The following is a 13,567-nucleotide window of genomic DNA, read 5'->3' on the forward strand; positions in this document are numbered from 1 at the left end:
AAGGTATCAGGCGGCGGAAAAGCGCGGCCCCAACAGAATGACACTCGCACCGACCACGCACAGCGCCATGCCGATCCAGTCCGAGCCCAGCGGGCGCACCCGTTCGACGACCGCGAGCCAGCCGATCGAAGCGACGATGTAGATCCCGCCGTACGCGGCATAGGCGCGCCCGGCGTAGGCCGCTTCAACACGGGTGAGCAACAGTGCGAACAGGGTCAGGCTAAGTAACGCGGGAATCACCCACAACGCACTTTTGCCCTGGCGCAGCCACAAATAGAAAGCAAAACACCCGGCGATTTCAAACAGCGCCGCCAGGAAGAACCACAGGTAATTAAGCATGGAATGCGTCTCGACAGGGTGACCATGGCGGCCACCCTAACCACGCGGCGGGCAACGAACAAGATCACGCGTTGTTTTGTCGGGCCTTGGCGCGCATTTTCTCCGCCATCGAAGTCATCTCGTTGTAGAGCAGTTGCGGATTTTTCTGTTTCAGCGCCCAGGCCATGCGCCCTTGTTCGTGGGGCAGAATCATGAACTCGCCAGCGGCGACTTGCTGATAGATGTATTCCGCAATATCGGCTGCACTGATCGGCGAACTTTCCAGCAACTTGCCGACCTGCGCTTTCATTGCCGGGGTCGGGCCGCGGAAGGAATCGAGCAAGTTGGTCTGGAAGAACGATGGGCAGACCACGTGCACCGCCACTTCCTGCTGCGCCAGTTCGATCAGCAGGCTTTCCGACAATGCCACCACACCCGCCTTGGCGACGTTGTAGTTGCTCATCGCCGGACCTTGCATCAGCGCGGCCATGGAGGCGATGTTGATGATCTTGCCCTTGCTCTGTTCCAGCAGCGGCAGGAACGCCTTGCAGCCTTTGACCACGCCCATCAGGTTGATCGCGATTTGCCAGTCCCAGTCTTCCAGGGACAGTTCGCTGAAGAACCCACCCGAGGCGACCCCGGCATTGTTGACGATGATGTCGATGCCGCCGAACTTCTCTTCACAGGCTTGGGCGAATGCGGTCAGCTGGCTGTAATCACGCACATCGCAGCGCTGGATGAAACCGTCGCCGCCCGCCTCGCGCACCCGTTTGAGGGTCTCCTGCAGGCCGGGTTCACTGACATCGGACAAGGCCAGCCGCCAGCCTTCACGGGCCCAGCGCAGCGCGATTTCGCGACCCAGGCCGGAGCCTGCACCAGTGATCATCATGCGATTTTGCATAGCGGACAGCCTTGTTGTTCCGGGAGAGATGCGCCGAGTGTAGCGAAGGAACTGCGTCCGCCCACGCTCCATCCAGTTGCTGAATGGAGGATCAAAAGATTGCTGCCCCCGCCAACTTCGCCATCCAATCCTGTAGGAGCTGACGATTGCAACGAGGCTGCGTTCTTTTCGCTGGAAAGGAAATAACAGAGCAATCCAAATACATTAAAAAAACATTGAATTTTTTTTCATTCGCGCAAGTCGGAACATGTAAGCCGGCTGGAATTTAGTTGCTATCCAGCTGCCCACTGAGCGTCAAGACTCTTCCAGACTCTGAACAAGGAAATCACCCATGGGCACAATTCTAATCATCATCCTGATCCTGTTGCTGATCGGTGGTCTGCCGGTCTTCCCGCACTCCAGAAGTTGGGGTTATGGCCCGTCGGGCATTATCGGCGTGGTGTTGGTCGTGCTGCTGGTGCTGTTGTTACTCGGCAAGATATGACGATTTGAAGCTGTAAAAAAAGAGGCCCTTTTTCAAGGGCCTCTTTTTTATTGCGTGGACTTCAACGAGTCATCAATCCGGCTTGCCGTGAATCACACCGGCGGTGTTATCGAGCAGGCTTTTGGTCGCGGTTTGCAGGAACGCCTCGAGTTTGAGTTTGAGTTCGGCAGTACGCGGCGCATTTGGCACAACTTCGGCGTGCGGAGTGGCACCGAGCTGGTATTGCCAGATTTTCGGGCCCATGTCCTTGTCGCGCGGCAGCACCAGAATCTGGTCAGCGGTGACGATGGCGGTGGTCTGCTCGCTGCCCGATGGCTTGATCACACCGAAACCGGTGTCGCCCTGCGGCAGGTTGAGCAGGTCACGGCCCCAGCACTGGTGACGCACTTCACCACCTAGACGGCCCATGATGGTCGGCACGATGTCGATCTGCGTGCCCACGGTATGGTCACGGGCACCGAACTTCTGCTGAATGCCCGGGGCGATCATCAGCATCGGCACGTTGAAGCGGCCCAGGTCCATTTCAGTGATCTGGCGCTCGTTGCCGAAGCCGTGGTCGCCGACGATGACGAACAGGGTTTCGTTGAAGTACTTCTCTTTGCGCGCCTTCTCGAAGAACTGGCCGAGCGCCCAGTCGGAGTAACGCATGGCGGTCAGGTGTTCGTTGAGGCTGCCACGGTCAGTCACGCGCTCGACCGGCAACGGTGTCGGCAAGGCGTACGGCGTGTGGTTGGACAGGGTTTGCAGCAGGGCGTAGAACGGCTTGCCGTTTTCCCGCGCCTTGAGCTCCTGCAGGCCACGATCGAACATGTCCTGGTCGGACACGCCCCAGGTCGGATCGGAGAACACCGGATTGACGAAATCGTTACGGCCAACGAAGTTGGTCATGCCCTGGTTGCTGAAGAAGCCCGACTGGTTGTCCCAGGCGAAGTCGCCGTTGTAGACGTACACGTCGTCGTAGTCGCGGGCACTGAGCACCTGCGGCAGGCCGGACAGCTTGTGGCTGCCTTCCGGGGTCTGCATCAGGTATTCGAAGCCGGGCAGGTTCGGGAAGCAGGCCATGGTCGCAAACATGCCCTGGTGGGTGTGCGTACCGTTGGAGAAGAAACGGTCGAACAGCAGGCCTTCCTTGGACAGCTTGTCCAGGTAAGGGGTGATGTTGCCCGGAGCACCCAGGGCGCCAACCGAGTGACCGGCCATGCTTTCCATCAGGATCACGACAACGTTCTTGATCGGCAGGGTCTTGTCGGCTGGCGGCATGTAATCACGGCGCACGGCGGCAATATCGGCGTCGACCAGTTTGTCGTCAGGCATCAGCAGCATGTCACGCACGATTTTCTGCGCCTGTTCCTGCGGCAGCGTGGCTTTCCAGATGTTGTCGCGATCTTCGCCCATGCGCGACTTGGCGGCCTCGATCAGCGACAGCGTGGCATTGAGACCGAGCTGGTTGGCGAAGTTGGAATCAGTGGTGTACACGTCACCCCAGCGCATTGGCGGGCCTTGACGCAGGGTGCCACGGGCGGCAACCACGCAGATCAGCAGGCAGACCACAAACACCGCCAGGCGGGTGTACCACGGCGCAACCTGACGGGAGCTGACGCTGCCGCCGCTGAACGGCCCACGCGGGCGGGTGGCGCGGTCGGCGCCTTTGAATGCCAAGGTCAGAATGACCGTGCCGATGACCCACGCCAGCAGGTAGCGCACCACCGGGAAACCGTACCAGAGCATGCTCATCACGGTTTTCGGATCTTCTCTCACATATTGGAACACCAGACCGTTGAGGCGCTGGTGAAACTCGCGGTAGAAGTCCATCTCCATCAGGCCGAGGAACAGCGCGATGCTCGAGGCGATGGTCAGCCACAGGCGAAAGAAGCCGCGCGCGGCCATGGCCCGGGCGCTGAACAGCGCCAGCACCAGCGGAATGCACAGGTACACCACCAGGCGCAGGTCGAAACGCAGACCGTTGACGAACGCTTCGAGGAAGGTCGCGGCCGGGGTGTCGAGGATCATCTCGCGGTTGTAGACCAGCAGCGCGAGGCGCAGCGCGGAAAACATGACCATCATGACCAGTGCGCACAGCAGCGTGTAGGCCAGATGCGATTTGACGGTCGGTTGCAGCAGGCGAGCAGAAGATCGCTGCTGATTCAGGGCGTCCGGGTTTGCCATGTCGTTTTAGGACCCATTGGAAGTTGAAGTTGCAAAAATACAGCGGCGCCAGGCCCTCTATTGGTCATTCCAGACCCCGGGGCGTGCGCGGTGCGCAAATGTTGCACGATCGTTCACACCATTGCCATTGATTACTGCCCTGCTCTTCGAGACTTTCATTCAAAGGGCTGACAGCGCTGTTGCAGGCATTAAGTGCGGGCGAATTGTCTTGAAGGCTTTGTGAAAATTTCGTGCAACGCATATCTGGAAATACAATTTAGAGACAAAACAAAACGCCCCGAACCGGTCGGGGCGTTTTGCTTAGAGCGCGAAGATTATTTCTCGGCGCGTTCTTTCAGCGCTTTCAGCGTATTGAATGGCGCATCGACGACGAACTTGTTGGCAACCATCGCCGGTACGCTGCCACCTGGCTCGGTGTGTACTTGATAGGTCACTTCGACCTGATCGCCTTTAGGCACGAACTTCCAGAAGCCTTTGACTTGCTGAACCCGTACGAAGCCTTTTTCTTCCGGCAGATAGGTCGGCACGCCTTCCAGATTCCGCGTCAGGCTGCCATCGGCACCTTCAACAGTGGTGATCTTCAACACCGAATCACGCGGGGTCACCGGCCATGGTGTATTGAATTGCGAATAGGTCCAGCTCAGATCGCCTTCATGCTTGAGCAGTTTCTGGCTCTTGCACTCGTGAATCCAGGCGCAGGCGCCGGAGACGTCTTCCTGCAAGGCGCGCAGTTTGGCGATGGTGGTCTTCATCAGCGCGACGCCCTGATAGGACTTGTAGTCCGAACCGGGTATTTCACTCAGGGAAACCTTGATACCGTCTTCGTTCTTGGCGACTTTCCAGTCTTCCGCCTGGGCGACCGAAGTAGCAAGTACGGCAGTCAGACCACACAACACAGCGATACGATGAAGCGAACCCATAGTGTTATTCCTTATTGTTGAAGTTCCGTTGGTGAACACATCACGCCGCCGTGATCTGCTCCCACCAGCCGATCAATCTGATCGCTTCTTCCGAGCTGCTGCCGCAGACCTCGACATCCGCAGCGAAACCCGAGCACACAGGCGGACGTTCCGGACGGCCGAAAATGCTGCACAGGTTATCGACCGACAGTTGCACGCAACGTTCGCCGGCGGGCTTGCCTTGGGGCATGCCGGGGATCGGTGAACTGATGGAGGGGGCAATGCAGCAAGCGCCACAGCCTTCGCGGCATTTCATGACGTACAGATCCTCGGGACGGGCGATGTGTAAAGAGACGGGGAACAGAGTAACCGCTAAAACGGCTGTTTCAAATTGCTGGAAGCGGGTTTTCAACGATAAGTAAAAGTGACCGGGCAGTCTCCGACGAAGCGTCTGGTCTGCGCATCAGAGATGACCCGTTCTATTGTTTGAATTCAAAATCCAGCGCGGCGCCTTCCACATCGCGTCGCGCTTCATTGCGCAGTTGCAACTGCATTTCGTTGCTGAGCAAGCGGCCGTTGAGCTGGAAACCGGCGTCCTTCTCACCGAACATCTGCGGCAGGATCGCCTCGCGCTTGGGCAGCTCCACCGTGCCCTTGGGCTTCAACTCTTCAACCATATCCTTGGGCAGGCTGAGATCGAGTTTTGCCGGCGGCAATTTGGTCTTCGCCACTTCGCTGGCGGATTTCGATTTCGAGGCAACCGGGCGGCGCTTCTTCACTGTGGCGTTTTTTTTGGCCTGGGCTTTTTTTGCTGGAGCCGCGGTTTTCACGGTTTTGTTCGTCGTACTCGTCGCTGCCGGTTTTTCCTGGGCTGCGGCCGCCATGACCCCCGGCGCCTGACCGATCATCAGCCAACCCAACAATACCCACGAGGCAGGAACAATGGCTTTCATGGACCCAACGAACTAACGGCAGAGGGCCACATGCTCGCCTGTTGTGCGTCACATGACAAGCATCACCTGCCCCCTCGTTCAGAAACCGCCAGCGGTTTCCTGACACAGTTGCGTCGCCAGCAGACCCAGCGTCATCAGTGCCCGCTCTGCCTCGCGATTCCACGGAATGCCGCAATTGAGGCGGATACAGTGGTTGAACTGCTCGGTGTTACTGAAGATCAGCCCCGGCGCGATGCTGATGCCTTGTTGCAGCGCGCGGACATGCAATTCCTGGGTGTTGACCCGTCCCGGCAAGCTCACCCAGAGGATGAAACCGCCGGTGGGCCGGGACATTTGCGTGCCCTCGGGGAAGTGCTGCTGCACCGCCAGCTGGAACGCGCTGAGGTTTTTTCGGTATTCCTGGCGGATGTACCGTAAATGCCGGTCATAACCGCCGTTTTCCAGATAGGCGGCGATCGCCATTTGCGTAACGCTGCACGCCGAATGGGTGCTGAAGGTTTGCAGTCGCTGGATTTCCTGCTGGTACTTGCCAGCGATCATCCAGCCGATGCGCACACCTGGCGACAAGGTTTTGGAGAAGCTCGAGCAGTAGATCACCCGATCCAGCCGGTCATAGGCTTTCAGCGCTTTGGTGCGGCCTTGCTCGAACATCAGTTCGCCGTAGATATCGTCTTCGACAATCTGAATGTCGAAATCCGAGGCCAGGCGCAGCAACTGTTTCTGCCGCTCTTCCGGCATGGTTCCGCCGAGCGGATTACTCAATCGCGTGGTCAGCACCAGTGCCTTGATCGACCATTGGTTGGCGGCCAGTTGCAAGGCTTCCAGGCTCATGCCGGTGGCGGGATCACTGGGGATTTCGATGACTTTCAGGCCGAGCAGATCAGCCAGTTGCAGCAGGCCGTAATAGGTGGGTGATTCCGCAGCGATCAGATCGCCCGGCCGGGTCAGCACGCGCAATGACATCTGCAGGGCATCGACACAGCCGTGGGTGATCACCACTTCCGACGGATCGACCACCACGCCGGCGTCACGCATGCGGATCGCGACCTGCCGGCGCAGCGGTTCGAAACCGGGGCTGAACATGTAGCTGAACGCCCGCGGACTGTGGAATCGGGTGACCTTGGCGAGCTGCTGATGCAGTGCCCGCACCGGTAAATAATCGACACTCGGTACCGCAGCACCCAGGGGAAACACACCTTCGCGGCGGGACTCGACCAGCACCTGTTGAATGATGCTGCTGCGCGTGACCAGCCCCGGCCGCTCGACCCGAGCGATGTCCGGGGTCGGCGCGGTCAGCGCGGGGGTCTGGTGCACGTAATAACCCGATTGCGGACGCGCGCGGATCAGGCCCTGGTCTTCGAGGTTGGCATACGCCTGCAACACCGTCGCGTGGCTGACATTGAGCTGCGAACTCATCTTGCGCACCGAAGGCACGCGCTCGCCGGGTTGATAGACACCACGGCGGATGTCCTCGGCCAGTTGCTGAGCAATACGTTGGTAGAGCAAGAGATTGGTCATGACGCAGCACTCGATTTCACGGGCGTTTTATTCTTGTGTGAAACAATACCGGAACAGTTTAGAAGTGTACTGGGACAGTTGCCAGATTACTCGACCGTACAGTGCGGTGTCTGCCCCATCTGTACGGTTTTGCGCGGCAATCGACAGACGTAAAAAAGCCCAGCACTGCATGACAGGCCGGGCTTCCCAGAGACGCAACCCTCAGCGGGCGGCGCCGAGCTGGCCTTTTTCGTCGGAGAAAACAATTTCCACCCGGCGGTTCTGTGCCCTGCCGCGCTCGGAAGCGTTGGCGTCGACCGGGAACTGGTCGCCGTACCCTTCGACCTGAATGCGTTTTTCATCGACACCCAGATCGACCAGCACGTCAGCCACCGATTGCGCGCGGTCGCGGGACAGTTTGAGGTTTTCCTGCTTGCCGCCCGTGCTGTCGGTATAGCCCTCGATGCGCACCACGCGCTTGGGGTTCAGTTGCAGGAACTGAACGATCTTCAACACGACACGGTTGGCGGAGTTTTTCAGTTCCGCTTCGCCGGTGTCGAACAACACATCACCGAGAGTCATCACCAGACCACGATCGGTCTGCGTGGTGGCCAGCGCCACGATCTGTTCCTCCAGCCACTTGCCTTGCTGCTGCACGCTGAGCAGTTTCGACTCGCGCAGGGCCAGTTGCAGGCGCTGCCGCTCCAGTTCGAGCCTGGCCGCCTGCTCCTCGTTGAGTGCCTGGTTGGTGTGCTCGCGAGCGATTTCGCTGTAGCGCTGGCTCAGGTAGGCGTAATGCACAACGTCAGCGCCGCTGCCCCAATAAGTCGACAGACGATCGGCGCGGGCCAGGGATTCACCGGCGCGGATCACGTCTTTCGGCGCAATCCGCAGCACGTTGGAATCTTCCTTGACCTTCTGGAAATCAGCCCCGGCCTGTTGCAGCGCCGCCTCGCTGTGCTGGCCGGCGCAGCCGTAAAGGCTCGCGCACCCGGCGAGCAGCAGAATGCCAATAGCGTTGGATCTGAGGCTCATTGCGCTTCCCCCAGTTGCAGCTGCTTGCGCAGGCGGACAATGCGGGTATTGAGCACATTGAGTTGCTCTTCGCTTTTTTTCGTCAGCACCTTGGCTTCGGCCAGACGTGCATCCAGTTCGGCCTGCTCGGCACGCATGCGCGCATTGCGATAGGACTCGTCCGCCATGTTGCCTTTGGCGCGGTTGTACTTGGTTTCGGCCAGTTGCATTTCCGGCACTTCGTCAGCGGTGGCGCCGACTGCCTTGGCCTGCACGATGGCCTGTTCGGTCAAACGCATTTGTTCACTGGGTGCCGGATCGGTTGCGCACCCGGCCAGGGCCAGAACGGCCACAGCCGCGAAAAGAGGTCGAATACTCACTAAGAATCCCTACTGTTTTGGGGCACTGACAGGTTGTGGCGGCTGTTGCTGTTGCGCCTTCCAGCGCTCGATGTTGCGTTGCAGCGCGGCTTCCGTCAGTCCGGACGCGGGCAATTCTGTCATCTTTTTGGCGAGCTGTCCGCGCAACCACGGATCGTTGCAGGCCGAGTTATGGGAAACCGCGAGGAACAGCCCCGGACGATCAATGGGTTGCTCGAACGCCAACAGATCGCTGGTCATGCCCAATGTCTGCGCGGCGGCCAGGCCTGAGTAACGTCCGGCGAGGACATATTCCACCTCGCCCAGCAGAAGTTTCTGTAGGGCCTGGGTAAGGTTGGCTGTCCGCGTCAGAGTCAGATTCTGTTCGGCGAAAGTGCCGAATGCCTGGGTCATCCGAGACTTTTCCGACACCGCGCCGGTATGGCCTTTCAGATCGACCGCCTCGGCATAGGTCAGCGTCGAGCCTTTGCGCGTCCACACCAGATAGTCGTTTTCCAGCAGTGGCGGATGAATGTAGTCGAGGTTTTCCAGCTCATTCACGGTCAGCGGTGCGTCGGCGAGCATGTCCATGCGCCCGCTGCGCACTTCGTCGAGCGCTTGCGAGCGTTTACCGGCATACAGCAGGTCGACTTTGATGCCGAGGTCCTTGGCCACTTGCTGCAACAGATCGGCACTGGCACCGATCAAGCGCTTGGGGTTTTGCGGGTCCTGCCACAGGTACGGCGGCGCATCCGGGCTACCGGTGACGACCAGGCGCTCGCACTTGCCAGCGGCCGTGGCCAGACCTGGCAACAGCATCAATCCCAACAACCATCCGCAGCGCAGATCCATGGCAAACCGTTCCCCACTCAAATCCGAGACAAAAAAAAGCCCGACCAACAGGCCGGGCTCTTTATAAGTGAAGCCGCCGGATTAGACCAGCTTCTCCAGCTCAGGTACTGCTTCGAACAGATCAGCCACCAGACCGTAATCGGCCACCTGGAAGATCGGCGCTTCTTCGTCCTTGTTGATCGCAACGATCACTTTGGAGTCTTTCATACCGGCCAGATGCTGGATCGCGCCGGAGATACCGACGGCGATGTACAGCTGCGGCGCAACGATCTTGCCGGTCTGACCGACCTGCATGTCGTTCGGTACGAAACCTGCGTCGACCGCGGCGCGGGAAGCGCCAACAGCTGCGCCGAGCTTGTCGGCCAGAGCGTACAGGTGTTTGAAGTTGTCGCCATTCTGCATGCCGCGACCGCCGGAAACGACGATCTTCGCAGCGGTCAGCTCAGGACGATCGGACTTGGCCAGCTCTTCGCTGACGAAGCTCGACGTACCGGCGTCGTGGGCAGCCCCAACCGCTTCAACGGCAGCCGAACCACCTTCAGCGGCAACCGGGTCGAAACCGGTGGCACGCACGGTGATCACTTTGATCGCAGCAGTCGATTGCACGGTAGCGATGGCGTTACCGGCATAGATCGGACGCTTGAAGGTGTCAGCGCTTTCGACCGAGATGATCTCGGAGATCTGGTCAACGTCCAGCGCAGCAGCAACGCGCGGCAGGATGTTTTTGCCGTTGGAGGTCGCGGCAGCCAGGATGTGGCTGTAGCCAGCGCCGAGTTCGGCTACCAGCGGCGCGATGTTTTCCGGCAGCTGATGCGCATAGGCGGCGTTGTCAGCGTTGAGGACTTTGCTCACGCCAGCGATTTTCGCCGCGGCTTCGGCGACCGGGCCAGCGCCCTGACCTGCCACCAGAACGTGGATGTCGCCGCCGATTTTGGCAGCGGCGGCCACGGTGTTCAGTGTGGCCGGGGCCAGCACTTTGTTGTCGTGTTCAGCGATTACCAAGATAGTCATTTTTAGATTACCTTCGCTTCGTTTTTCAGTTTCTCGACCAGTTCAGCCACCGACTTGACCTTGATGCCTGCGCTGCGTGCTGCCGGCGCTTCGACTTTCAGAGTCTTGTTGGTGGAGGCGGTGGAAACGCCCAAAGCGTCCGGAGTCAGCACTTCGAGAGGCTTCTTCTTGGCTTTCATGATGTTTGGCAGAGACGCATAGCGCGGCTCGTTCAAACGCAGATCGGTGGTGACGATGGCCGGCAGTTTCAGCGAAACGGTCTGCGCGCCGCCGTCGATCTCGCGGGTCACGGCAACGCTGTCGCCGGAGACTTCGACTTTCGAAGCGAACGTGCCCTGACCGTAGCCGCTCAGTGCAGCGAGCATCTGACCGGTCTGGTTGTTGTCGCTGTCGATCGCCTGTTTGCCAAGGATCACCAGCTGAGGCTGTTCCTTGTCGACGACGGCCTTGAGCAGCTTGGCCACGGCCAGCGAAGTCAGGTCTTCAGCGGATTCGACGAGGATCGCGCGGTCGGCACCCAGAGCCAGTGCGGTACGCAGCTGCTCCTGAGCGGTGGTCGGGCCGATCGAGACGACGACGATTTCAGTCGCAACGCCCTTCTCTTTCAGGCGAACGGCTTCTTCCACGGCGATCTCGCAGAATGGGTTCATCGACATCTTGACGTTGGCGAGGTCGACGCCGGAATTGTCCGCCTTGACGCGGACCTTGACGTTGTAATCCACAACGCGTTTGACAGCTACAAGAACCTTCATGGATTCCTCGTTACTCTCCGGTGAAAAGAAAGTCGCCTAGGCGAACCTGGCGGATGATGCTCATCGGGCGACAAGGGCACCTCTAAAAACGCCGGCTTGAATGTGAGGTGATTCACTTGGCGAGGGTGATGACCGTTCGTCAGGGGTGACTGCCGGGTCATTCATTCCCACGCTGTGTAAACTGCGCGCCGGACTTGCGCTGCGCATCACCGTCTACTGCCTGTGCCCTGTCTTTAGAGGTGCTCTTGAAACCGCCAGTCTGCCTACGGCGAGCGCAAAACCGCCCGTATCTTGACCGGAACGCCCATTCTGGTCAATACGCCAAAATGCCCTGTCATAAGCCGCGCTTCTTTGATTTATCAGGGCTGGAGGCGATTCAAACAAACGTTTGTATTGGACGCTAGGAGTGGTGTAGATATAATGCGCCGCCTAGAGAGAAAGGTAGATTCGCCAATATTCCCTTTGACGTTAACGTAAAGGCAATACGGAAGCGACATCAAACCTCCAAATCAGAAAAAAAACTGTTGAGCCTTGAGTAGGAGATAGCCTGTGGAACGCGAATACATGGAATTCGACGTCGTCATCGTCGGTGCCGGCCCCGCTGGTCTGTCCGCCGCCTGCCGCTTGAAGCAGAAGGCCGCTGACGCCGGTAAGGAAATCAGCGTCTGCGTGGTCGAAAAAGGCTCCGAAGTCGGCGCGCACATCCTCTCCGGTGCGGTGTTCGAACCGCGCGCACTGAACGAACTGTTCCCGGACTGGAAAGCACTCGGCGCACCGCTGAACACGCCAGTCACGCGCGATGACATTTTCGTGCTGAAAAACGCCGACAGCGCGCAGAAGATCCCCGACTTCTTTGTGCCCAAGACCATGCACAACGAAGGCAACTACATTATCTCCCTCGGCAACCTGTGCCGCTGGCTGGCTCAACAGGCCGAAAACCTCGGTGTGGAAATCTACCCGGGCTTCGCCGCTCAGGAAGCGCTGATTGATGAAAACGGCGTGGTGCGCGGGATCATCACCGGTGATCTGGGCGTCGATCGCGAAGGCCATCCGAAAGAAGGCCTGTACACCCCGGGCATGGAATTGCGTGGCAAATACACGCTGTTCGCCGAAGGCTGCCGTGGCCACATCGGCAAGCAACTGATCAAGCGCTACAACCTCGACAGCGATGCGGACGTTCAGCATTACGGCATCGGTCTGAAGGAAATCTGGGAAATCGACCCGGCCAAGCATCAGCCAGGCCTGGTGGTGCACACCGCCGGCTGGCCGCTGGACATCATGGGCACCGAGAACACCGGCGGCTCGTTCCTCTATCACCTGGAAAACAATCAGGTAGTGGTCGGTCTGATCGTCGACCTGTCCTACAGCAACACTTACCTGTCGCCATTCGACGAATTCCAGCGCCTCAAGCATCACCCGGTGCTCAAGCAATACCTGGAAGGCGGCAAGCGCGTCAGCTACGGCGCCCGCGCCATCGCCAAGGGCGGCCTGAACTCGCTGCCGAAAATGGTCTTCAAGGGCGGCGCGCTGATCGGTTGCGACCTCGGCACCCTGAACTTCGCCAAGATCAAAGGCAGCCACACCGCGATGAAGTCCGGCATGCTCGCGGCTGAATCGGTGGCAGATGCGCTGTTCGCCGAGCAGGATTGCACGGTCGAACTGACGACTTATGTCGACGCGTTCAAGAACAGCTGGCTGCACGAAGAACTGTTCGCCAGCCGCAACTTCGGCGCGGCGATTCACAAGTACGGCGCGATCATCGGCGGCGGCTTCAACTGGCTGGACCAGAACATCTTCGGCGGCAAACTGCCGTTCACCCTGCGCGACACCAAGCCGGATTACGCCTGCCTCAAGCTCGCGGCCGACTGCAAGAAGATCGACTATCCGAAACCCGACGGCAAACTGAGTTTCGACAAACTCAGCTCGGTGTTCATCTCCGGTACCAACCACGAAGAAGAACAGCCGTGCCACTTGAAGCTGACCGACCCGAGCATCCCGATCAGCAAGAACCTGCCGCTGTACGACGAACCGGCGCAGCGCTACTGCCCGGCCGGCGTATACGAAGTGATCACCAAGGAAGACGGCGAGAAGCGCTTCCAGATCAACGCCCAGAACTGCGTGCACTGCAAGACCTGTGACATCAAGGACCCTGCGCAGAACATCACCTGGGTGGCGCCGGAAGGTGCCGGCGGCCCGACTTATCCGAACATGTAAGTCGACGCGCTGAACAACAAGGCTCCCGAAATGGGGGCCTTTTTGTTGCCCAAAATTCCTGCAACACCGCCGAACCAATGTAGGAGTGAGCCTGCTCGCGATAGCGGTGCTTCAGTCAGCATCATCGTCAACTGATACACCGCTATC

General features: G+C 59.2%; 14 protein-coding genes. 2 read left to right on the forward strand and 12 right to left on the reverse strand.

Features of this window, described 5'->3' with window-relative positions; translation table 11 throughout:
- Positions 1 to 6 precede the first annotated feature (6 nt).
- Both DCO47_RS09630 and DCO47_RS09635 read right to left on the reverse strand, forming a co-directional pair.
- A complete protein-coding gene (locus DCO47_RS09630; RefSeq protein WP_042607961.1) occupies positions 7 to 339 on the reverse strand; it encodes a YnfA family protein in 333 nt (110 codons plus the stop codon).
- 64 nt (positions 340 to 403) lie between these two features.
- A complete protein-coding gene (locus tag DCO47_RS09635; RefSeq protein ID WP_116657998.1) occupies positions 404 to 1,219 on the reverse strand; it encodes an SDR family oxidoreductase in 816 nt (271 codons plus the stop codon).
- A gap of 331 nt (positions 1,220 to 1,550) precedes the next feature.
- Here DCO47_RS09635 and DCO47_RS09640 point away from each other — a divergent pair, with 331 nt between their 5' ends.
- Positions 1,551 to 1,703, forward strand: a complete 153-nt coding sequence (locus tag DCO47_RS09640) for a DUF3309 family protein (protein WP_003183939.1) — start codon at positions 1,551 to 1,553, stop codon at positions 1,701 to 1,703.
- Between the two features lie 72 nt (positions 1,704 to 1,775).
- Here the strand turns inward: DCO47_RS09640 and DCO47_RS09645 are convergent, their stop codons facing one another.
- From DCO47_RS09645 to DCO47_RS09690, 10 genes are all read right to left on the reverse strand, one after another.
- A complete protein-coding gene (locus tag DCO47_RS09645; protein ID WP_116657999.1) occupies positions 1,776 to 3,869 on the reverse strand; it encodes an LTA synthase family protein in 2,094 nt (697 codons plus the stop codon).
- Positions 3,870 to 4,183: 314 nt separating this feature from the next.
- Positions 4,184 to 4,789: an START domain-containing protein gene (locus DCO47_RS09650; protein ID WP_042610733.1), complete on the reverse strand. Its 606-nt coding sequence runs from the start codon at positions 4,787 to 4,789 to the stop codon at positions 4,184 to 4,186.
- A gap of 40 nt (positions 4,790 to 4,829) precedes the next feature.
- A complete protein-coding gene (locus DCO47_RS09655) occupies positions 4,830 to 5,084 on the reverse strand; it encodes a YkgJ family cysteine cluster protein (RefSeq protein ID WP_083352231.1) in 255 nt (84 codons plus the stop codon).
- A 163-nt stretch (positions 5,085 to 5,247) separates the two neighbouring features.
- Positions 5,248 to 5,721 carry a translation initiation factor 2 gene (locus DCO47_RS09660; RefSeq protein ID WP_116658000.1) on the reverse strand — a complete coding sequence of 158 codons (474 nt, stop codon included), beginning with the start codon at positions 5,719 to 5,721 and terminating at the stop codon, positions 5,248 to 5,250.
- 78 nt (positions 5,722 to 5,799) lie between these two features.
- Positions 5,800 to 7,239 carry a PLP-dependent aminotransferase family protein gene (locus DCO47_RS09665; RefSeq protein ID WP_024013893.1) on the reverse strand — a complete coding sequence of 480 codons (1,440 nt, stop codon included), beginning with the start codon at positions 7,237 to 7,239 and terminating at the stop codon, positions 5,800 to 5,802.
- A gap of 201 nt (positions 7,240 to 7,440) precedes the next feature.
- Positions 7,441 to 8,253, reverse strand: a complete 813-nt coding sequence (locus DCO47_RS09670; RefSeq protein ID WP_064361482.1) for an OmpA family protein — start codon at positions 8,251 to 8,253, stop codon at positions 7,441 to 7,443.
- Positions 8,250 to 8,612 (reverse strand): DUF4398 domain-containing protein, encoded by a 363-nt coding sequence (locus DCO47_RS09675; protein WP_172667940.1) that lies wholly within the window; start codon positions 8,610 to 8,612, stop codon positions 8,250 to 8,252. The genes DCO47_RS09670 and DCO47_RS09675 overlap by 4 nt, the downstream gene beginning before the upstream one ends.
- 9 nt (positions 8,613 to 8,621) lie before the next feature.
- On the reverse strand, positions 8,622 to 9,443 hold the full coding sequence (locus tag DCO47_RS09680; protein WP_116658001.1) for an ABC transporter substrate-binding protein: 822 nt from the start codon (positions 9,441 to 9,443) through the stop codon (positions 8,622 to 8,624).
- An 81-nt stretch (positions 9,444 to 9,524) separates the two neighbouring features.
- Entirely contained in the window at positions 9,525 to 10,454 is a 930-nt protein-coding gene (locus DCO47_RS09685; protein WP_042610727.1) for an electron transfer flavoprotein subunit alpha/FixB family protein, read from the reverse strand.
- A 2-nt stretch (positions 10,455 to 10,456) separates the two neighbouring features.
- Entirely contained in the window at positions 10,457 to 11,206 is a 750-nt protein-coding gene (locus DCO47_RS09690; RefSeq protein WP_007908338.1) for an electron transfer flavoprotein subunit beta/FixA family protein, read from the reverse strand.
- 549 nt (positions 11,207 to 11,755) lie between these two features.
- Here DCO47_RS09690 and DCO47_RS09695 point away from each other — a divergent pair.
- The gene (locus DCO47_RS09695) at positions 11,756 to 13,420 is read left to right on the forward strand and encodes an electron transfer flavoprotein-ubiquinone oxidoreductase (RefSeq protein ID WP_064361479.1); all 1,665 of its coding nucleotides are present in this window, start codon (positions 11,756 to 11,758) and stop codon (positions 13,418 to 13,420) included.
- Positions 13,421 to 13,567: the final 147 nt, after the last annotated feature.

The sequence above is a fragment of the Pseudomonas sp. NDM genome (assembly GCF_003105095.1).
GTDB lineage: Bacteria > Pseudomonadota > Gammaproteobacteria > Pseudomonadales > Pseudomonadaceae > Aquipseudomonas > Aquipseudomonas moraviensis_A.